Below are 21,745 nucleotides of genomic sequence, written 5' to 3' on the forward strand. Positions count from 1 at the left end.
ACCGGAGATGATCCTTGACAGCAGCTCGTCCTCGCGCCCGTTTCTTCCCCCGGATTCCGCCGCCGATCCGGGGAATCTCCCTCCTCGTCCTCAGCTCCTCGACGTCCCCCCGCACCCAGGAATCACAGGTTCTCGCCGTCCTTCCCCGGCAGTCCGCCCTCCACATCCCCGACGAGCCAAGAACTACAGTCCTCTTCTTCACGGTTGTGGATCTCGTGGATAACCACGATCCATGCAGGTCACCACGTATGACCCTCACGTGGACGGATCGTTGATCCGTCTGGAGCAGACGTGCGTCGACTGTGCACGGCTCCCCGTCACGGGCAGGTTCTTGTGATTCCTCGGTACACATCCGTCCCTGCGTGGAGTCGTGTCATTCCACATTGTCCACAGGGTTATCCACAATTGGGGAGAACTGCGTGCTGACCAGGCTTGTTCTTCTCACGAGTCGATCAGGGGCCTGGATCCCACTACCCACCGGCCTCACACCGGCCTCACAGACAGCCGCGGTCGCGGCTGCGGTCATGCCCGCGGCGCCGAGTTCGAACTCTTGATCCGAGCGGTCAGCTCTGTGACCTGGTTGAAGATCGCTCGACGCTCCTTCATGAGCTCACTGATCTTCTTGTTCGCGTGCATCACCGTGGTGTGGTCGCGGCCACCGAACTCCTCACCGATCCGGATCAGCGGCATATCGGTGAGCTCACGGCAGAGGTACATGCCGATCTGCCGGGCCGAGACCAGCCGACGGGAACGACCGGAGCCGACGATCTCCTCGACCGACAGTCCGAAGTACGTCGCGGTCTGCGCGATGATCGTCGACGCCGTGATCTGGGCGCCGTCGTCGTGGGACAGGAGATCCTTCAACACGCTCTCGGCGAGAGTGACATCCATGGGCTGGCGGGACAGGGAGTGCAGCGCCTGGACCCGGATCAGGGCACCCTCGAGCTCGCGGATGTTGGTCGCGATGTGCGAGGCGATGTACTCGAGCACGTCGTGCGGGACCTCGCCGGTGTTCTCCTGGGCGACCTTCTTGCGCAGGATCGCGATACGGGTCTCCAGGTCGGGCGGCTGAACGTCGGTCATCAGGCCCATCTCGAAGCGCGACCGCATGCGATCCTCGAAGCCGCCCAGCTCCTTCGGGGGCAGATCCGAGGTGATGACGATCTGCTTGTCGGTGTTGTACAGCGTGTTGAACGTGTGGAAGAAGGCTTCCATCGTCTCCGGTGCCCGCTGCAGGAACTGAATGTCGTCGATGAGCAGGATGTCGATGTCTCGGTAGCGGCGCTGGAACTCCTGGGCCTTGCCGAACTGACCGGACTGCACGGAGTTGATGAAGTCGTTGGTGAACTCCTCGGAGTTCACGTAGCGCACCACGACGTCCGGGTAGAGGCTCTGCGCGTAGTGCCCCACCGCGTGCAGCAGGTGCGTCTTGCCCAGCCCCGAGCCGCCGTAGATGAACAGGGGGTTGTACGCCTTCGCAGGCGTCTCCGAGACGGCCGACGCCGCAGCCTGCGCGAAGCGGTTCGAGGAGCCGATCACGAAGGTCTCGAAGGTGTATTTGCCGTTCAGGCGGGAGTCCTCGCCCAGGGTGGAGCGGTCGGTCCGAGCCGGTCGGCGTGGGGCCGGGCCAGGAGAGGGAGCTGAGGAGCCGGTGAGCGCGGAGAATCCCGCGTAGGCGCTGGGATCGTCGGCTGCGGTGCCGGTGTAGTCGCTTCCGAGGGAGAAACGATCACTGCTCGAGCTGGTCCCCGCGGAACTCGCGGACGTGTCGCGAGGCAGGACGGCACGACCGGGCTGGTCGTCCGCGGGCAGCACCGACCCCTTGTCACGACGGAACGAGGTGGTGTGGACGGCCTGCCCGGGAGTTTCCACATCTCTGTCCACACGACGTGCACCGGGGGCATCGAACTGCGAGGCCGAGGAGGGGGCTGGCGCCGGATCGTCGGCGTCCTCCCCGAAGAGGGACTCATCGACGGTCACCGCGAACCGCATCTCCTGACCGGTGGCCTCGCTGAGCGCGGCCTTCAGAGACCCTGCGATCCGGTGCTCGAACAGCTCTTTCGCCGAGGTGGACGGGGCTGCGAGCAGGGCGGTGTCCGCCACCACAGCCAACGGCTGGGACAGGGTCAGCAGAGCGATCACGCGTTGGGACACGGTGTCGTCACGGCGCAGGGTGTCCAGGGTTCGCTCCCAGATCGCGGCGACGTTCGCGTCAGACATCAGGTTTCTCCGTACGGGATGATCGGCGGTCCAGATAGTTTTCCACAATAGCCGGTGCCCTGTGGATCGACGCTGTGGACAACCGACCATGCGGTCTCTGTCTCCGTGATGCGTGACTCCTCGCGGCGGCGACCTCGGGGAAGCAGGGCGGCGGAGGCGGTTCCGCAGGCGCCTGCTGGTGACGAAACGCCGGTCCGGAGTGAGAATCGGGCCACAACCGGCCCTCCGGAGGCCTCAGCCGTTGACCCTTCGCGGCCCCGCTCCTAAGATCGTGCAGTCAGCGCTGCGCGCCGTCCCGACAGGGTTTCCGGGTCCACTACGGTCCCATCTCCGGTCTCGAAGGTGTCGGTCGGGTACTTCGGCAGCCGCCCCGCGTCAGCGGGTGCGCCCGAACAGTCCGTTCGTGCAGCAGACCACAGACCACCGCGAGGGGTACGTCCGTGCCCACGATCGAGGAGAACCGATGAGCAAGCGCACGTTCCAGCCGAACATCCGTCGTCGCGCCAAGAAGCACGGCTTCCGCGCCCGCATGCGCACCCGTGCGGGCCGCGCCATTCTGAACGCCCGCCGCGCCAAGGGCCGCTCCGAGCTCTCCGCCTGAGCCGGATCACCTACGTGACCAGGGGCATCACACCGTGACGTCGTGAACTGGTCCAGTCACCGGTTGCACACCGGCGGCGAGTTCCGTGCCGTCACTCGCGGTGGCGCGCGCAGCGCCCGATCCCACGTGGTCGTGCACCTCATCCTGCTGCCGCAGGAGGGGGAGGCACCCCGCGTGGGATTCGTCGTGTCCAAGAAGATCGGCAACGCCGTGGTGCGCAACCGTGTGACCCGTCGGCTGCGCGAGATCGTGCGGCCGCAGTTCGATGCGCTGCCTCCTGGAGCCACGATCGTGATGCGTGCCCTGCCAGGTATCGACGAGCAGCCGTTCGCCGAGCTCGAGGCCGACGTCGTCGCCGCCCTCGACTCCGCGACCCGGAAGTTCGAGCGCCGTCGCGATGCGGCACGATCAGACTCGGCATCGTGAGTCGCGGCGCGATGAGACGCGAAGGGATCCTGCGGTCGGTGCTGCGGCTCCCTGGTCGGGCTCTGGCTCTGCTGGTGCGCGGCTATCAGGTGGGAATCTCCCCGTACACCCCGCCGGCCTGCCGGTACGACCCGGTGTGCTCGCAGTACGGCATGGATGCGCTGCGAGTGCACGGCGCACTGAAGGGAGCGCTCCTCACGAGCGGACGGATCATCCGGTGCAATCCGTTCACCCATGGGGGCCTCGACCCGGTCCCTGCACCGGGCATGTGGAGGAATCCACGCCGACTGCGGCACCCAGCCCACTAGGGCCTACCCTTGTCCAAGATTCCCGACCACAGCCGACACCTCGCATGAACGTCATGCGCATTCGTGCGGCAGGAAGACCAGGCCGATGAACCCCCTGTACCCCATTGAGTGGGCCGTTGCATGGCTCATGGTGAAGTTCCACGCGGTGCTGTCCGTGTTCATGGAGCCGGACTCAGGCTTCACCTGGGTGCTCTCGATCGTGGGTCTCACCGTGGTGGTGCGAACCCTGATCATTCCGCTGTTCGTGCGTCAGATCCGGGCATCGCGCGCGATGCAGATGGTCTCGCCCGAGCTGCAGGCCGTGCAGAAGAAGTACAAGGGCAAGACCGACCAGGCCTCGAAGCAGAAGATGGCTGAAGAGACCATGGCGGTCTACAAGGAGGCCGGCGCCAGCCCGTTCTCCTCCTGCCTCCCGATGCTGCTGCAGATGCCGATCTTCTTCGGCCTGTTCCAGGTGCTGTACAACAAGCTTCCCGAGGCTGCCGAGGGCACCCGCTTCGGCCCGCTCACCCCGGAGCTCGCCCAGAGCGCCAGCCACTCGACCTTCTTCGGTGACATCACCATCGCCGACAGCTTCCTGAACGTCGGCGACGGCGGGATCACGACCCGGATCGTCGCGGGCCTCATCATCGCCTGCATGTGTGCCGTCACCTTCTTCACCCAGAAGTCGCTGACCATGAAGAACATGCCCAAGGCGGCCCTCGAGGGCCCCATGGCCAGCACCCAGAAGATGATGCTGTACATGCTCCCGTTCATCTACGTGATCACGGGCCCGGCCATGCCGATCGGTGTTCTCATCTACTGGCTGACCACGAACGTGTGGACCTTCGGGCAGCAGTACATCGTCATCCAGGCCGCCCCCACCCCGGGGTCGGACGCCGCGAAGGAGCGCCACGAGCGCATCAACGCGAAGCGGGAGAAGAAGGGCCTCGAGCCCCTCGACTTCACCCCGCCGAAGAAGATCAGCACCGAGCCGGAGCCCGAGCAGCCCCTGCGTGTGCAACCCACGAGCAAGAACCGCGGCGGCAAGAAGCTGTCTGATGAGGAGAAGCTCGAACGTGCCCGCGCCGCCCGTGAGAAGGCGGCCGAAGAACGGCGCAAGGCTCAGGAGGAGGCGGGCGAGACTCCGACCCCGCCGCCGGGCCCTTCCCCGCTGAACAAGAGCGCGAAGAAGAAGCCCAAGCGCAAGAAGTGACCTCGCACCCCGGGAGCGCCGATGCTCCCGGGGCGCACCTCTCTCATCCCGAGCATGTCCCCGGAGGATCCGAATGAACGACACCACACCTGATGCCCGTACGGCTGACGAGTCCGATGAGCAGCTGAGCGCCGTTCCCGAGCCCGGCGGCGGCGAACAGGGCCTCGCCGCATCGGATGCTCCCGCACCGACCTCCGACGAAGTCGTCGAGGCCAGCGAGGCCGACACGACGCTCGAGGGCGCTGAGACCGTCGAGACCGTCGCGCCCGACGGTGGAGACATCGCGCAGGTACCCGGCTCCGACACCGGGGCGGAGGACGCGCAGGTCACACATGCTGGTGCGGTGGAGGTCCCCGCCGAGGACAGCGCCGAGAGCGACGATCCGGCAGAGTCCACGGAAGAGCGCATGCGCCGCCTCGAGGAGGAGGGCGACATCGCCGCCGACTATCTCGAGGAACTGCTGGACATCACGGATCTCGACGGGGACATCGACATCGACGTGGACGGCGACCGCGCCTCCGTGGAGATCGCTGGCGCAGACCGGCTCGCGAAGCTCAATCGCCCCAAGGGAGAGCTGCTGGATGCGCTGCAGGAGCTCACGCGCCTCGCCGTGCAGACCCGCACCGGTAACCGCTCCCGTCTCATGCTCGACATCGGCGGCTTCCGGGCCGAGCACAAGGACAGCCTCGAGGATCTCGCCGAGAAGGCCGTCGCCGAGGCGAAGTCCGGCGACTCCCCGGTGCCGCTGCGCGCGATGAACCCCTTCGAGCGCAAGGTCGTCCACGATGTCGCCAAGCGTGAGGGCCTGCGCTCCGAGTCCGACGGTGACGGCAAGAACCGTCACGTCGTCATCTACCCGGAATCCTGAGGCGCGGCGTGCTGCCCCTGCCCGAATCCCTGCGCCCGTCGGCCGAGCGTCTGTTCGCAGACCGCCTCGACCTGGCGGAGCGCTTCGCGAGCATGCTCGCGGAGCAGGGCCCCGAGCGCGGCCTCATCGGCCCGCATGAGGTGGAGCGGCTGTGGGAGCGCCATCTGCTGAACTGCGCCCTGATGGTCGACGCGATCGACCCATCCACCGGCACCCTGGCCGATGTCGGCTCCGGCGCCGGCCTGCCGGGAGTGGTCATCGCCATCGCCCGGCCGGAGGTGAAGGTGACGCTGATCGAGACGATGCAGCGCCGCGTCACCTGGCTCGAAGAGGTCGATTCCGAGCTCGGCCTGGGACTGGAGGTGGTGCGTGCGCGCGCCGAGGATCTGCACGGACAGCGGTCCTTCGACGTGGTGACCGCCCGTGCGGTCGCGGCGCTGGACAAGCTGGCCCGTTGGACGCTGCCCCTGGTGGCCGACGGCGGAGAGCTGCTGGCCATGAAGGGCAGCTCGGCCGCTGAAGAAGTGGACAAGGCGGGCAAGGCCCTGCAGAAGCTGGGCGGGGACGATCCTCGCATTGCGCAGTACGGGGTGGGCGAGGTCGAGGTTCCCACTACAGTGGTCCAAGTGCGTCGCCGAGCACAGGCGACCAGGAAGGGAGAGACACGTGGCTGACCAGCGCGAAGATTCCTCCCGGGGGCATGGTGCGATGGAAGATACTCCGCTGATGCGTCAGCTCACCCGGGATCATGCCCGTCGCAAGCAGCTCGAGGGTGTTGATTTCGGGGCACCGGAGACGACCCGCGTGATCACGATCGCCAACCAGAAGGGCGGAGTCGGCAAGACGTCCACGACCGTGAACCTGGCGGCAGCCCTCTCGATGGGTGGGCTGCACGTGCTGGTGATCGACGCGGACCCGCAGGGGAACACCTCGACCGCGCTGAGCATCGAGCATCACGCCGAGGTCCCCAGCATGTACGAGGTGCTGGTGGAATCCGCTCCGCTGGCCGACGTCGTGCAGGACGTGCCCGACATGGAGCGGCTCTCCTGCGCTCCCGCCACGATCCACCTCTCCGGGGCCGAGATCGAGCTGGTCTCCCTGGTGGCGCGCGAGAACCGGTTGCGCAACGCGATCCGTGACTACCTCGGTCACCGTGAGGACCAGGGCCTGCCGCGCCTGGACTATGTGCTGATCGACTGCCCGCCCTCGCTGGGCCTGCTGACCGTGAATGCCCTGGTCGCGGCGCGCGAGGTCCTGATCCCGATCCAGGCCGAGTACTACGCGCTGGAGGGTCTGTCCCTGCTGCTGAACAACATCGATCTGATCCGCCAGCACCTGAACCCGGAACTGGTGGTCTCCTCGATCATGCTGACCATGTACGACGCCCGAACCCGGCTCGCCGCACAGGTCGCCCAGGACGTCCGGGACCATTTCCCGGAACAGACCCTCGCGACGACGATCCCGCGCTCGGTGCGGATCTCGGAGGCGCCGAGCTACGGCCAGACGGTGCTCACGTACGACCCGGGCTCGAGTGGTGCGCTGGCGTACCGCTCAGCTGCTCATGAACTCACCATTCGCCCCGCCCCATGACACCGACCACGGCACGCGTTCGCGATGACGCCGCGCGTGATTCAGGTTTTCCCCTCGGTGGACGACACTTTCCGGAAGGACAACGGCCATGACGCAGAAGCGAGGACTCGGTCGAGGACTCGGCGCCCTGATCCCGGGTGCAGGGTCGACCCCTGCCCCCGAGCAGGAGCTGCGCACTCGGACGCGCCCGGCGTCCGAGGACGAGGAGCCGGCGGCGAGTAACCGGCCGGTCGACATGTTCTTCTCGGGTGAGCAGGCCTCCGCCGACGATGATCGCCCCCAGCGGGAGCGCGCGCGCCGCCAGGATCTCGCCAGTGCCATGGCCCGCGATGCCGCCCAGCGGCGTGGTCGCGGAGCCCCCGCCCGCAGTACCCCGCGGGGATCGACGTCCACCTCCTCCGAGGACGCTGAGACCGCGTCGGCGAAGGACGTCGCTGCGGTCAGCACGGAGGCCCCCGAGGAACCCGTGAAGAAGACCTCGACCCGGACTCGTTCGAACCGTTCGACGACGGGGACGTCGAGCACCACGCGGAAGTCCGGGCCGGCCAAGACTTCCTCGGCCGCATCCGCTGCGGCAGCAGCCGTACCCACCGAGACTGCGTCGACGCCTGCCGATGAGGTCTCCGCCGAGAAGACCCCATCGACGAAGACCGTGAAGGCCCCGAAAGCTCCGAAGGCGGTGAATGCCTCGAAGTCCCCGTCGACGACCACACCAGCGCCCAAGGCCTCGGCCTCCAAGCCCACGGCGAGCACCGGCACCAACAGCACCTCCGCAGCGAAGCCCGAAGCGGCCCCGTCGAAGGATTCCACGTCCGTTTCCCCCGAGGCCTCGAAGAGCGCCGCCGTGACGGCTCTCGAGGATAGCCCCGTGGTCGACGTCGAGGCCGTAGAGCCGGCCCCCGCACAGTCCGATTCCGGTGAGCAGGAGAGCGCATCGGCCGAGCCGGACATCGCTATCGACTCGCAGAGCGAGGCTGCGACGGCGGCTGAGGTCGACACCGAAGCTGCGGCAGGCGCCCGGTCCGGTACTGCCGCTGACAGCGGCACGAAGAGTGATGCTGACGCGGTCGTCGCGAGCACGGAGCGCACGGAACCCTCCCTCGAGGCGGAGAGCCCCAGTGGCTACGCACGACAGGACCTGGTCAGTGTCCCCGGCGCTGAGTTCGCAGAGATCCCGATCCATGAGATTCGGGAGAACCCGCGCAACCCCCGCATGATGTTCGATGACGACGAGCTCGACGAGCTGGCGTACTCACTGCGTGAAGTGGGGGTGCTGCAGCCGGTCGTGGTCCGTCCGATTCCGGTCACGGAGGAGGGCGAGTCCTTCGAGCTCGTCATGGGCGAGCGCCGTTGGCGTGCAGCTCGCCGTGCCGAACTCACGTCGATCCCTGCGATCATCCGGGAGACCAGCGATGACGATCTCCTGCGAGATGCACTGCTGGAGAACCTTCACCGTACGCAGCTGAATCCACTGGAAGAGGCGAACGCGTACCAGCAGCTCCTGGAGGACTTCGGCTGCACGCAGGACGAGCTGGGCGAGCGCATCGGTCGCTCGCGCCCGCAGATCACCAACACACTGCGCCTGCTGCGCCTGCCTGCTCTCGTGCAACGTCGATTGGCGAGCGGGGCCCTCAGCGCCGGGCATTCGCGCGCACTCCTCTCCCTCGACGACCCCACGCTGATGGAAGAGCTTGCCCAGCGCATCGTCTCCGAGGGGCTCTCGGTCCGCGCTGTGGAACGACTCGTCGCCAGTGGTGGCCAGCAGCAGACCAACACCCGTCCGGCCCGTCGGACCACCTACGATCCCCATGTCGTGGATCTGACCAGCCGACTGTCGAATCGCTTGGAGACTCCGGTGCGCATCGACGTCGGCAAGCGAAAGGGCCGGATCACGCTCGAGTTCACGAACCTCGAGGATCTCGACCGTCTGATCGAGGGCATGGGGCTGGATGCCCCACCGGCCGAGAGCGACGGACCGTCGGAGGAGTGACTCCACGTCAGTGGTGAAGGGCCGGCGTGAGCGCTGGCCCTTCTTTGTGCTCGTCTCTCGTCGCCCACCTGTGCCCTCGTCCATGCGCCCGGGTCCGGCCGCGATGCTCCCTGGACGTCCCGCAACCCATGAGCGCGCGGTGTCTCGTAACTGGCCGCGCGTGACGGTGCGCCGTTGCGAAGCTGTCCATCGTCGATGGTGCTTGCTGGGATTCGTGCTTCTCAGGATTCAGTCCCGTGCTGTGCTTTCCGCGAGCCCGACCGATGAGGAGTTGGATCACTTCTCCCCGGCGCAGCCGGCCTAACCTCTAGAGTGTGAGGTGGCTCACACCCGACGGAAGGGATCCTGACACCTGCTCGAGGTAAGTCAGGATCTGTTCGCGGAGTCCTGCCGCGCCGCTCCCCGATGACGGGATGCTCGCCCGCAGCTCCCGACGGCGCGGTCCTCCCCACGGCAGTGGTTGCGGAGGAGGACGCCCCAGGTCACTGGGGAACTTCCGAGTTATCCACCAATGTGCACAGTGCTGTGGACAGGACAGCTAAGCGGTCACGGGGAACTAGTGATGAGTTGACGCGGGCATAGGGACCGTAGACGCCACGTCGAAGCGAAGTGGCGCGGTGGCTGACTACTCGGCGGTGTTGTGCGCTCCACGCGGTTGCTAGTTTCACGAGGAACAGGTGATGCAGCAGTTCCGTTTGCCGTGAAACATCCCGGGTTCGTGTCAGCACCCCGTCACGTCGCCGGGTGACAGGACCACCCGAGCTCAGTATTCGGTCGTCCGGATCTGATGAGCAGCCTCTTCCTGTCGAGGGACCCGGCTTGAAACAGGCCAGTTTCCACCTGGTTCCACGTGAAGCGCTGCTGATCTTACTGTCCGGTCATCGTCATGAATCTTCTTTCCGACTGCTGAATCCCGTGATCCGTACACCTTCTGAGGCCGGCCTGAGGGAGATCCCATCCGTTGCCTGCATGGTTTCCCGTGAAACGGCCCTGCCTGCTGTGCCCGGTAGTCCCTAGGCATGACGTGACGCGGGCACTTTGCTGCAGTGAACGTGTGAGTTTCACGTGGCACTGACGCTCTTGCACACGGCATTGCACGACGGTACGGAGCATCGAAGCGCAGGAAGTTCGTGATCGGAATGCCCGATCGCAGATTCGGCACATGGTTTCCCGTGAAACGTGTGAACTGTCGGGATCGGTGGATTCGCGGGGTGACTGCTACTGCGGTCAGTGCCGCTGCGTAGTCAGTGGAAGCACCTGGGGCCAGCTCCCCGCGGCGACTACGTCGACTCGGGAAGGTCGATTGCTGCGTTCCACGTGAAACGACCTTCGCGAATACCGAGCGCGGCGCTCACAGATGCGTCCGGACGCTGGTGAGATGACGTACCGGACGAGCGATCGGACCCCACGAACGGGCGACAGACCATCTCACAGGCGCGACGGTAGTCGACGGACTTGAGAATTGGGGCCGCCGCGCGTGGCGGGAGTTGTTCGTGGACCCACCTGAGTTTCACGGGAAACGCGTGCCTTTGATACTGGAGACTCAGGCCGTGCCCCGCACGGAGAGAAGGGAGTGGCGCACTTCGATGGACAGGATGCGACGTGTTGAGTCGCTGGTCGCGGTGTGCCGTGGTCGATCCGGTCCACGGGTAGAGGAAGCGGCCGGGAGACCTGACTCGATTCGCGTACAGCAGATGGGCCGGCTCGCCGGAAGAGTCTGCGTAGTACTTCAATCCTTGGAGCAGATGGTGCGAACGCTCGGAGCCCGAGAGACTTGGGAGACCGTGCTCCCTGAATGTTTCACGGGGAACATGCCTTCTAGTCGCAGTTGACGTCAGGTGACTTGCCGAGCGGCCCGACGTCGGCTGCCGTGGACGGCCGGTGAGAGGGACCGACACGACCGACGCTCTCTGCGTTGCCTCCGCCCCCTGCGCGATCTACGGCGATGACTCTTTGCGTTGGTGCCACGTGAAACTGCATGAGGCGTCATGGGCGTCGTTCCACGTGAAACAGATTCCCGTATCGACGAACCGTCGTCGTTCCCCCTGCCACGGAGTAGGCAGAGTGAGGGCGAATCATCAGCTCATGCGTGTACGACCCGATACGACGCGACGTCGACGCGGTACTCCACCGGGTTTCACGTGCAACGAGCTCGGTTCCGAACAACTGGTCGAGACACCGGTGAGGGGGTAGCTCAACACGGAAGAACCGCCAGCACAGAGGAGTTCTGCCGGTCCGATCGGTCAGGGGCTCCCGAGCTGCCTTCGCTCCCGCCCAAGCTCCCGCATAGAATCGAGAAGCAGTGTTTCACGCGAAACAAGAGCATCCTGTGAGCTCCGGGCCGGGCCCGCTGCCTAGTCCGGTGCAGCCCTGATCTGGCACGTCCGGCCTGCCTGGATCCATCCCTGGTGTCGCCTGGGTCAGCTGTGATCTGCTCATCGAGGCATTCCGCTTGGACACCGAGACGGACGCAAGCGCAGGTTTCACGAGAAACCTCGCGGAGTGACCCGAGTTGCGAGACCAGGGGATGGTGAACAGAAGGTGCACAGCCGGTGGCCTGTTAGGTGTGGCGCTGCACCTCGGCTCGCCAAGCATGCTGAACGCAGAGTCACTGAGCGAGGCTCGTTGCGGTCAGCATGGAGGCCGGCTGTTCCGACACGACAACAGACGACGGTCGAGCTGTGCACGCGAGCACGTCGTTGGCCCGCCTCAGCCTGAGGTCCACGTGGAACGCACTCGACGCAACACGCTTCGAGCGCACGGACTGGCTATGCACAGTGTGCGTAACCGTGTGGAAAACTCCGAAAGCACGGCGTGACGCGCATCACACCTTGTGTCACTCGTACAGTAACCCCCTCCGCGGGCAACGACCCCAGTATCGGACATCGATGCAGGTCAACCCGAGGGAGATGGTCCACGGTGAGACTGTTCCGGCATTCAGTGGTCCACACTCGGTTGTGGATAACTGTGTGGATAGAGCCGTGCACCCTTGTGGGTAAGACTGTGGATAACTCTGTGGACACAGTGTCCCTGCACGTCAGCATGCGGGGACCTACACAACTTGACAGGCCATCCCGTCGACCCGTGGATCCGTCGTCGAGGGAGTCAGCCGCGTTCCGTCAGATGCTTTCGGAGAGCGCGAGGAGAGCCGCTGGAGTGATCATCCGTCGGAGGGGCCGAACTCCGCCGCCACGACATGTTTGGGCAGTGCCCCGCTGCGTCGATGGGTGAGCGCCCACGGCCCCGGAAGGACGACCGCCTCTCCGGACACCGTGGCCCCTCTCAGATCCGGGACCCAGAGCCCGGAGGCCTCTCCCGGCACCTGGTCGGAGCGCCCTACGAAGCGCAGCCAGGTCGGGACGACCTCGACATCCAGCAGGTCGAGAAGGGCGTCGTCAGCATCCTGGAGGAGAACTGCGTGCACGGCCTCCCCCCAGCGCCTGCTCAGTTCCCGCAGGATGGTGGCGGCCGGTTTCGCCGGGCCAGCCCAATCAGCCGTCACCAGGACGACCGCGACCGGCCCGAGGCTCCGTGCCCCGGGGCTCGCGGACGTGTTCACCGGACGCCTCCTCGACGTGGAAGGCGTCGGTCAGTTCGCTGCCGGCTGCGCCGCGGCGGGCAGGTCGACCATCCCCGTTGCCTTGGCCTTCTCGTCGGCCAGCGCCGCCTGGTCGGTCAGCCAGCGCTCGGCATCCAGCGCCGCCTGGCAGCCGGTCCCCGCGGCGGTGATGGCCTGGCGATAGGTGTGGTCCACGACGTCCCCTGCGGCGAACACGCCGGGGACAGAGGTGTAGGTGGAACGTCCCTGGCACACGATGTAGCCCTGCTCATCGAGCTCGAGCTTGCCCCGCACCAGATCGGTGCGCGGGAGATGCCCGATCGCTTCGAAGACGGCGGTGGTCGGCATCACGCGCTCCTGTCCGGTGACGGTGTCGCGCAGGGTCACGGACTCGACCTGGTCGCTCCCGTTGATGCTCACGACCTCGCTGTTCCACGCGAACTGCAGCTTCGGATCCGCCTCGGCCCGTCGAGCCATGATCTTCGAGGCGCGCAGCGCGTCGCGGCGGTGCACGAGCGTGACGGTCTTCCCGAAGCGGGTCAGGAACGTCGCCTCTTCGACGGCGCTGTCCCCGCCCCCGACCACCACGATGTCCTGGTCCTTGAAGAAGAATCCGTCGCACGTCGCGCACCAGCTGACGCCCTTGCCCGAGAGCTGCTTCTCCCCATCGATCCCGAGTTCCCGATAGGCGGACCCGGTCGAGAGGATGAGTGTCTTCGCGCGGTACACGGTGCCGTCATCCAGGACGACGGTCTTGATCTCGCCCTCGAGCTGGAGGTCCACGGCGTCGTCGTACACGATCTCGGCGCCGAATCGCTCGGCCTGCTCCTGCATCGTGGTCATCAGCTCGGGACCCTGGATGCCCTGGGCGAAGCCCGGGAAGTTCTCCACGTCCGTGGTGGTCATCAGAGCGCCGCCGGCGTCGAGCGCCCCGGCGATCACGATCGGCTTCATCTCTGCGCGCGCGGTATAGATCGCAGCGGTGTACCCGGCCGGTCCGGAACCGACGATGACGACCTCGTGGATCGTCTCGTCCTTCGTCGCCTCGGTGGCGACGGCCGGTGCGGTGCGAGCCGCCGGAGCAGCGGTGCCGCCGAGGATGTTGAGGGCCTGGATGGGCTGCGACATGTCAGTGATGTCCTTCCGTGGATATCGTCAGGGGGTGGTAGGCAGTCAGCGGGAGGACTGCGATCAAGTATGGAGTACGCCGGAAGGCGCAGGCTGGGCGTGCAAGGGTGAGATCCGTCGAGGAGTGACGCAGGAGGCCCCACGGGCGTGAGGCCCACTCAGATGGAGCCGATCATCACCTCGCCGGACCACAGCCTGTCCCGGGCCGGGTCCGAGCTGTTCGCGCTGCCGGTCCCGCATTCGGGCGGGACCACCGTGGCCGAGACCGTGCCGCCGTTCGCGCGCAGCGTCTCGCGATCCATCGGACCGTGCACGAGCAGCCAGCCGGGCGTTTCGTCTGCGCTCCATGCAACCTCCTCCATGATCAGGATCGAATTGTCGATCCCCTGTTCCCGCAGGCACGCGTTGGCGTCGAAGCTCGTCGGCGGCTGGATCATCCCGGAGTCCACGAGCCGTTGCACCTCGGTGCCCAAGGTGGCTTCTGTGACAACGGGGAGACCGGAGGAATTCTTCCCGGCGCCCGTCGCGGAGTCGACGGACGCGGACACGGTACGGGCGCGGCTCGCGGTCGACTGCTCCAGAGCCACGGAGAGCAGCAGTCCCAGCACGGCGGCCAGGGCGAAGGTGAACAGCACCAGGGGAACCGGGATGCCCAGCACCGAGGCCACCCGGGAAGGCCCCTCACTGCGCCGACGAGACGTCCTGGCAGCGCCTGGTCGCCCACGAAGACGCGCTCGGAGTCGCTGGGGGGCTCCGCCGAGGCGGCGGAGCGCCAGCGAACGGCGAGGCACCTTGGGCGTCATTCGAGGGTGATCTCCGCGATCCGGGCCCGGAACCGGCCGGACTCATTGCTGTCCGGGGGCAGCTCAGGGATGAACAGCGCGACCTTGTCGGCATCGAGAGGCTCGTCAGGCTCCAGACGCACTTCGCCGTCACCGGCGAACTGCCCGGTCGCGAGCACGTCGCCGGGGGAACCGTCGTCGTTCACGGCACGCAGCTCGAGAGTGCCGCCGTTGTTGCGGGCCGTGGTGACCGTGACGGCCGTGACCTTCGAGGGCTCCGCGAAGTTCACGCGGATGCCGACACCGTCCTGCAGTCCGCCGTAGTCAGGGCTCGCATAGTGCCGCGTGGACCAGAAGGTCCCGGGATCACCATCGGTCAGACGATCCTGCTGATCGGTGTGGTCCGGTTCCTCGCCGCCCTGGGAGAACAGTTCGACGCCGGTCATCTCGGGCACCGGCAGCTCAGGCTCCTCCGTGGGTTCGGCAGTGGGCTCCACCGGGGCCTCCCCGGTATCGGCCTCGGTCGGCGACGGTTCCGCGGTGGCGGTATCGAGCGGATCAGCCATCCGGTCGCGCAGTCCGGAGGTCGCAGTCGTCACCGCGAACACGGCGGCGATGATCGTCAGCAGCACGGCCCCGGCGATGATCCACTGCGACTGACGGGACCGCTCCTCGGGCTGCCGGGGACCCATGGCGTACGTGCCCGGGTCGTCGGAATCCACGGCGACGCTGACCACGTCGCGCAGCAGCGAGCTGCGCGAGGAGGCGCTGGTGGTCTCCTCCGGCTGATCGCCGTAGGCGGGACGCGCCCGACCACGCACCACGATCGGACCGTCGGTCGCGATCGGAGCCACGGACTCGGTGCGGCCCGGGACGGCCACTGGGATCGGGGACGACGCAGTGGCCTCGCCCTCGGGTGGAGAGTCGGGGGTGGGAGCGGACGCCTGCGTATCGTCCGGTGCCTGCTGCGGAGTCTGCGTGCCCGGGAACTGCGCGGTGGCCGACGAGCTCTGCTGCGGTTGCTGCGGCGAGGCCCCGTGCCCTCCCGGGGCCTGGGTCGGCGCGAGCGGCCAGTGGGAGCCCGAGGTGCGTGCGGGCACCTCGGAACCTGTTGCTGGGACCGCAGGTGAGCGATCCTCGGTCCGTGCGGCACCCGTGGCTGCGGCCCCGGCGACCACGCCGCCGGCGAGGGCCCCCGCCCCGGCAACCGGGAGGACCGCGGTGCGCTCGGCGTCCTGAGCGGGCTCCTGGGCAGGAGCCCGCACCTCGACGGGCTCGTGGTGCGCGTCGACCGGGGCCTGCTCCGCGGTGTCCGGGCGGGGCGGTGGATCGATGTCGAGACGGCCGGGAAACGGGCTGGTCGCGCGCTTCTCGTCCAGGTGGAGCTCGTCCACGATCGCGCGGGCTTCGGAGGACTGCCGCGCGGATTCCTCCGAGGCGGCCGCAGCGGTCGCCTCAGCAGCAGCCTGTTCCTGGGTGGTCCCCGGGTCCGCCGTCGCAGATGCTCCCTCGGGTCCGCCGCTCGGACGGGCGTCGTGGTCCTCCTGCGGGGCCGACGTCGTCTGGGCACTGACAGCGCCGACGACGCCGACGGCACCTGCGGCACCCGCGGCACCGGTGGCCGACGGGCCCTCGGGAAGGGAGGGAGCTGGACGCGCGATCGTGTCGTCCTCCGCGCTGTGGTCCTGGCCCGAGTGATGCGCGGCATGCTGGTTCGCGGGCCGGGCGATCGTGTCCTCATCGGGGTGATCCCAGGACCCGGCGTCGACGGTCTGCTCCGGGCGCGCTGGAGGGTCGACGTTCTCCGAGGAAGCAGGGGCTGCCGGATCTGCGTCCGGACTGCTGACCGCCTCCATCATGGCCGTGCTCTCGAGCCCGTCCGAATTGGTGTCGGCGTTCGGGGGCCCTGAGCTCGGCGTGGGCTCGGCAGAGGCGGGAGATCCTGCACCTGCACCTGCAGCACCGACGACGGGCGCGGGCTCCCCGGCGGAGTGGGCGGCGCGGCGGTGGCTCGCCTGGGGGTACGCCTCGAGGGTGACCGGGATCGACTGCCAGGGCTCGAGCGCGGCGATCAGCTCACGGGTGGTCTCGGGGATGTCGTCGGCCGACTCGTTCAGGACCAGGTCGCACAGCAGATCCAGATCTTCCGGGATCTCCGTGTCGGCGATCGTCGAGGGCCGTGGGACGGTGCCCGAGGCATCATGCTGCGGGCTCTGCCCGGTGAGCGTGCGGTAGAGCAGGGCGACCAGAGCTGCCGTGTCCTGGAAGGAGGCGACCTCGCGCGAGCGGTCCAACCCCACGTGCGCGGCCGCTTCGACCCCGACGCCGAGCACGACGACCTGCCCGGAACGGGTGTCGACGAAGAGGCGGTTGGAGTCGATGAGCTGATGGCGCACGCCACGTCGACGAGCCACTTCGAGCCCGGTCGCGGCCTCGCCGATGATCGAACGAGCCGTCTCGGGGTGCAGTGGCGCCTTGCTCAACAGGGCTGCAAGGGGCGGTGCGGGCGGCAGCGGGTACTCCACCACCGTGGTCGGTCCTGGGCTCGGGGAGTCACCGGCCTCGGCGTCCCGCGGATCGTCGAGCACGACGATATCGCGCACGGGCAGCAGATGCGGGTCCTCGACCAGATAGGCGCGACGGACGGCGTCGGCGGCTTCGAGAGCGGCCTCACCTCGCACGATGAAGAGCGTGACGCTCTCACCGGTGGCCACCGTGCGGGCACGGTGCCAGACTGCGCCGTCGGCGACGCCTGCCAGGGGAATCTTCCCCTCCAGGGTCCACCGGGAACGCAGTACGTCCTGTAGTGGGATCGTGTTCACGGACCGTCCTTCTCCTCGTCCTGCGGGCGTGCGCCCGTCACGAGCGCCTTCCATGCTACGAGGTCACCGGCCGACCACGACGGGTCAGCCTAGTCACGACTCGCTGGGCGTATCCGATCAGTGTGCGCACCTCGGGGACCTTGAGCAGCCAGCCGACGATCGCGAACACCGCTGCCATGACCACCCCGATGATGCCTCCCAGCGCCACCGCCGCGGGGCGATTCGACCAGATCAGGTCTCCGGCCAGGGCGACCAGACCCGTGCCGACCGCCCAGCTCACGACCGTCGCCGCGAGCAGCTTGCCCATCGCGACCGCTCCCACGGCGATGCTCGGTGGAGTGGTGCCCAGCCTCGCCGCGTGGCGGCGCAGCTGCCACATGCCGACCGTCCAGGCCACCAGATTGCCGAGGCTCGTGGACCCGGCCGCGGCCATCGTCGCCCACCTCGGATCCACCGCGAGCAGGATGACCGGCACCGCGGCGAGGCTGATCACGGCGATCGGGATCTGGGAGATGAACGGGGTGCGGGCGTCCTCGTAGGCGTAGAAGACGCGCTTGATCAGGTACAGCGAGGCGAACGGCACCAGGCCCAGCATGTAGGCGGCCAGCACGGTGCCGTTGGCGCGGGCGCCGATCTCTCCGGTGCCGCCGCCGATGACCCACATGATCGGTCCCGCCAGGGCGATGAACACCGCAGTGCTCAGCATCATCGGCACGGCCAGCATGCGATTGGTCTCCGCGTAGCGGGCCAGGGCTCCGGCGTGGTCGCCGTCGACCGCCCGGCGCGAGAGCGCGGGGAAGACGGCCGTGACCACGGCGACGGCGATGATCCCCTGCGGGATCATGAAGACCATGTAGGCCCAGTCCATGGTGAGCAGCGCCGGGTACTGGGCCGCGAGCTCGGGTTGGTCGCGCAGCTGTTCGGTCATCCGCACTGCGCCGCCGGTGGCCCAGCGCGACGCCCAGATGCCGATCTGGCCCAGACCCAGCATTCCCAGGGTCCACAGGCCGATCTTGCTGAGCTTGCCCAGTCCCAGGCCGCGGAAGCCCCACCGCGGACGCAGCCGCAAATCGAGCTTCTTCACGTACCAGAACAGGAAGAGCACCTGTGCGGCCGAGCCGCCGACGTTGATCGCGGCCATCGCGATGATCATCGGCAGCGTCCAGTTCGCGGGTGTGCCGACGCCTCCCCAGAGGCCGAGGAACAGGCCGGCGCCGATGATGCCGACGAGGTTGTTGAGCACCGGCGCCCACTGGTACGGGCCGAAGGAGTCGTGCGCGTTCAGCAGTTGGCCGCACATGACATAGAGCGCCGAGAAGAAGACCTGCGGCATCATCCAGTAGCCCAGCTGCACCGCGAGCGCGTACGTCTCCGGGGGCAGCAGACCGCTGGTGAGCGTGAGCAGCACCGGCACTGCGATCATGCAGATGACCGTGATGGCCAGGGCCACCGTCGCGACCAGCGTCATGAGTCGGGAGATGTAGTCGCTGCCACGGTCCGGGCGTTTCACGGCCCGCACGATCGCGGGCACCAGGATGGCGTTCAGGGTGCCGCCGCCCACGAGCAGCCAGATCGTGTTGGGCAGGGTGTTCGCGGCGCTGAACGCGCTGGCCGCGGAGGACATCGAGCCGGCCAGGATGAACCCGAACATGAAGTTGCGGACGAAGCCGAGCAGGCGGGAGATCGTCGATCCCGCGGCCATCAGCACGCTGGCGCGCATCAACGTCGAGCGGCTCGAGGGGACGCCCTGGCGGCGATGGCGCGGGACGTGCTGGACCCGGAGGGTGGAGGTCATCGGGGATCCTCCTCGGGGTGGTCGTGGTCTGTGTGGTGCGGGGCGGTGGATGGGTCGTTCTGCGCGGGTGGGTCCGGCGGTGCGTCGTCAGCGCGGGCGGGTGGGTGATGATCCTCGGTCCCCGTTCCGGCCCTCACCCCTGCTCCCGTATCGGTGGTGGAGCGTCCCGTGCGGGACAGCTCCACCGGGTCCTCGGGGCCGTGCACGGCAGGTGCTCGGGTCGCCGCACCGGTTCGTCGGGCGCGGGCCACCCCCACCACCACCAGCACGCCCATGGCGATCACCACGAGCAGCGTGGTCCAGTTCTCCCAGGCCGGGTTCACGGTCAGCGGCACGTCGACCGGTTCCGTGAGCGGGCGGCCGTCCTGCGTGGTGAGCACCGTGGTCAGGGTGACGGTGCCATTGGCGATCGCCTCGACCGGGACGGTGACATCGACCTGGCCCTGGGCGGGGACCTCCACGGCCTTCGTCTCGCCGACCCGCACCAGGGGACGGTCCGAGGAGACGTGCGTGTGCACGGTGATCGGGGTGTCCAGGCCGTTGGTGACGGTGATCGGCACGCCCACGGAATCGGAGATCAGGTTGTAGCCCGAGGCCGGGACCACCTCGATCCGTCCCTTCAGCTCCTGCGTGTGCGCCGCCGCGTCCCGGGCACGGGAGGCCGGCACGTCGGGGTGACCGCGCCAGCGCACCGAGGTGGCGGCCAGCACCTCGAGTCGCGGCGCGTCCAGCAAGGAATCGTCCTCCATCACCGAGGCGAGGGTGTCCATCTGGTCCCAGGTGTCCCCGAGCCCGGCGAGCACATCGGGCTTCAGCAGCTGAGGATCCGCGGATTCGTCCAGGTGCTCCCAGCGGCCCTTCTCCCCGGGGGCCGAGGGCTGCACCTCCGCGTCCCCGATCCCTCCCAGGGCGTACAGCTCGTCGCCGTCGTTCTGGGCATCCGTGGTCCAGGTGCGCTCGGCGGCGGCATCCAGCAGCGCGCTGGTACGCCCCGAACGGATCCAGGGTGCCTCCGCGAGCGCGTCGAGGGTGGCTCCGGCGGCGCCGGGGTCGAGCTCGGCGTCCGGATCCGGGGAGATGAGGAGATGGCGCGGGGCGGTCGCGTACTCCGAGGCGATCGTCGCGGTCTCGGCGAGGAGACGCTGCCGGGTCTGCTCCGTGTCGGAATCCGCGGTGAGCAGGGAGAACTCGTCGGAGAGCACCGGATCCGGGGCAAGCAGCGGAAGCTCGGAGCCGGAGCCGTCCGCGGACTCGTAGACGCTCACGGAGCTCGGAGTCACGCTCGCTGCCAGATCCGGGCGCAGAGAGGCGGACGGCACGATCGCGGCGGTGGCCTCGGCATCGACCAGGCCCTGCAGGGTGTCGGCGTCGGCCGTGGGGCCCTGGACCCGCATCGCCGAGGCGAGCGGCGCGATCCCCGTCTCGTCCCAGGTCGTCTGCGCCCGCTGGCCGGCGGCGCTCAGCATCTCGGAGGAGTCGCTGTCCTGGAGGCTGACCAGATCCGCCTGTGCGTAGGGCATGGCGAGCACGGTGCGGTCCCCGACGCCCTCGACGAGCGCGGTCGCGATCTCGGCGGACGGCACCGAGGGCTGGTACTCGCGCGGCGGCTGCACCGTCGGTTCGGCCTCGTCCTCCGGATCGGGGGTCTCGGGGTCCTCCGTCTGGACGGGCAGCAGCGGCGGATCCACCAGGGCCGGGTCCAGCCACCAGTCCACATCGTCGCGCAGGGCGAGCTGGCGCAGCGAGGCGAGCCGGCCGGACTCGACGGACTGGCGGTGGGCGTCGGGATCGGTGACCGGTGCGGAGGCGTCCTGGGCGGCGACCGGCAGCAGCACGGACTGGGTGATCGTGTCGTCGGCGCCTTCCGGCCGCCACACGACGAAGGAGCGGATCGCGGAGAGCGGATCCTCGTCGGAGACGACGGTCAGCGAAAGGCGGCGGGTCCCCCAGTAATAGGGCTCGGTGGAGTAGTCGAGTTCTTCGGTCGTGGCCTCGACCGTGAGAGTCGTGGACTCCCCGGGATCGAGCTGCGAGGACTCCGTCGAGGTGGCCAGGGCGGCACCGGAGGTGTCCGGGGTGGAATCCGCCTGCCAGTCGGCCAGCACCGCACGATCCGTGACCCGGGAGGTGCGGGTGCGCAGCTCCAGGGAGACGGCGGGCACGGGCTGGGAGGAGGTGTTCGTCACCTCGACCTGGGCCTCGACCGTGCCGTCAGGGTCCAGGGAGGTGGGGGTGAGGGAGACGAGATCCATGCTCACCGGCGTGTCCGCCGCGGGCTGGGGCGGGGCCGCCGGAGCTGCGGACACGGCCTCGCCACCAGCGGCGCGGGCGGCAGGGAGCAGAGTCGCCGGGCCGCCCACCAGCACCGATGAGGCCATGAGCAGTGCCGTCAGCAGTGCCGCGAGCACCGGGCGCACGGGCAGTGGGGACGACGGCATGGTGACACTGTAAGCGGCCGCTA

15 protein-coding genes are annotated in these 21,745 nt (G+C 68.0%); 8 read left to right on the forward strand and 7 right to left on the reverse strand.

Going from position 1 to position 21,745, the window contains the following annotated elements; genetic code table 11:
* Positions 1 to 522 precede the first annotated feature (522 nt).
* Complete coding sequence (gene dnaA / locus INT51_RS15835) at positions 523 to 2,220, reverse strand: chromosomal replication initiator protein DnaA (RefSeq protein WP_193106306.1); 1,698 nt, start codon at positions 2,218 to 2,220, stop codon at positions 523 to 525.
* 463 nt (positions 2,221 to 2,683) lie between these two features.
* Here dnaA and rpmH point away from each other — a divergent pair, with 463 nt between their 5' ends.
* From rpmH to INT51_RS15875, 8 genes are all read left to right on the forward strand, one after another.
* Positions 2,684 to 2,821 carry a 50S ribosomal protein L34 gene (gene rpmH / locus INT51_RS15840; protein ID WP_193106307.1) on the forward strand — a complete coding sequence of 46 codons (138 nt, stop codon included), beginning with the start codon at positions 2,684 to 2,686 and terminating at the stop codon, positions 2,819 to 2,821.
* Between the two features lie 42 nt (positions 2,822 to 2,863).
* Entirely contained in the window at positions 2,864 to 3,247 is a 384-nt protein-coding gene (gene rnpA / locus INT51_RS15845) for a ribonuclease P protein component (RefSeq protein WP_193106308.1), read from the forward strand.
* Between the two features lie 11 nt (positions 3,248 to 3,258).
* Positions 3,259 to 3,555 carry a membrane protein insertion efficiency factor YidD gene (gene yidD / locus INT51_RS15850; protein ID WP_193106370.1) on the forward strand — a complete coding sequence of 99 codons (297 nt, stop codon included), beginning with the start codon at positions 3,259 to 3,261 and terminating at the stop codon, positions 3,553 to 3,555.
* An 85-nt stretch (positions 3,556 to 3,640) separates the two neighbouring features.
* Entirely contained in the window at positions 3,641 to 4,750 is a 1,110-nt protein-coding gene (gene yidC / locus INT51_RS15855; RefSeq protein ID WP_193106309.1) for a membrane protein insertase YidC, read from the forward strand.
* Between the two features lie 73 nt (positions 4,751 to 4,823).
* On the forward strand, positions 4,824 to 5,618 hold the full coding sequence (locus INT51_RS22370) for a R3H domain-containing nucleic acid-binding protein (protein ID WP_226985792.1): 795 nt from the start codon (positions 4,824 to 4,826) through the stop codon (positions 5,616 to 5,618).
* An 8-nt stretch (positions 5,619 to 5,626) separates the two neighbouring features.
* Positions 5,627 to 6,292 (forward strand): 16S rRNA (guanine(527)-N(7))-methyltransferase RsmG, encoded by a 666-nt coding sequence (gene rsmG / locus INT51_RS15865; RefSeq protein ID WP_193106310.1) that lies wholly within the window; start codon positions 5,627 to 5,629, stop codon positions 6,290 to 6,292.
* A gap of 52 nt (positions 6,293 to 6,344) precedes the next feature.
* Positions 6,345 to 7,208, forward strand: a complete 864-nt coding sequence (locus tag INT51_RS15870) for a ParA family protein (protein WP_370540819.1) — start codon at positions 6,345 to 6,347, stop codon at positions 7,206 to 7,208.
* Positions 7,209 to 7,296: 88 nt separating this feature from the next.
* On the forward strand, positions 7,297 to 9,198 hold the full coding sequence (locus tag INT51_RS15875) for a ParB/RepB/Spo0J family partition protein (RefSeq protein ID WP_193106312.1): 1,902 nt from the start codon (positions 7,297 to 7,299) through the stop codon (positions 9,196 to 9,198).
* 3,160 nt (positions 9,199 to 12,358) lie between these two features.
* Here the strand turns inward: INT51_RS15875 and INT51_RS15880 are convergent.
* The 6 genes from INT51_RS15880 to INT51_RS15905 form a co-directional block, all read right to left on the reverse strand.
* A complete protein-coding gene (locus INT51_RS15880) occupies positions 12,359 to 12,757 on the reverse strand; it encodes a hypothetical protein (RefSeq protein WP_193106313.1) in 399 nt (132 codons plus the stop codon).
* A 30-nt stretch (positions 12,758 to 12,787) separates the two neighbouring features.
* Positions 12,788 to 13,885, reverse strand: a complete 1,098-nt coding sequence (gene trxB, locus INT51_RS15885; protein ID WP_193106314.1) for a thioredoxin-disulfide reductase — start codon at positions 13,883 to 13,885, stop codon at positions 12,788 to 12,790.
* Positions 13,886 to 14,043: 158 nt separating this feature from the next.
* The gene (locus INT51_RS15890) at positions 14,044 to 14,553 is read right to left on the reverse strand and encodes a hypothetical protein (protein ID WP_193106315.1); all 510 of its coding nucleotides are present in this window, start codon (positions 14,551 to 14,553) and stop codon (positions 14,044 to 14,046) included.
* 131 nt (positions 14,554 to 14,684) lie between these two features.
* Positions 14,685 to 17,489, reverse strand: coding sequence for a hypothetical protein (locus INT51_RS15895; protein WP_193106316.1), 2,805 nt, complete (start codon positions 17,487 to 17,489; stop codon positions 14,685 to 14,687).
* A gap of 55 nt (positions 17,490 to 17,544) precedes the next feature.
* Positions 17,545 to 19,284, reverse strand: coding sequence for a murein biosynthesis integral membrane protein MurJ (gene murJ / locus INT51_RS15900; protein WP_193106317.1), 1,740 nt, complete (start codon positions 19,282 to 19,284; stop codon positions 17,545 to 17,547).
* A complete protein-coding gene (locus INT51_RS15905; RefSeq protein ID WP_193106318.1) occupies positions 19,281 to 21,722 on the reverse strand; it encodes a DUF6049 family protein in 2,442 nt (813 codons plus the stop codon). Before INT51_RS15905 ends, murJ begins: the two co-directional genes overlap by 4 nt.
* Positions 21,723 to 21,745: the final 23 nt, after the last annotated feature.

Origin of the sequence: Brachybacterium sp. FME24 (assembly GCF_014897705.1) — a bacterium.
Taxonomy (GTDB): Bacteria; Actinomycetota; Actinomycetes; order Actinomycetales; family Dermabacteraceae; genus Brachybacterium.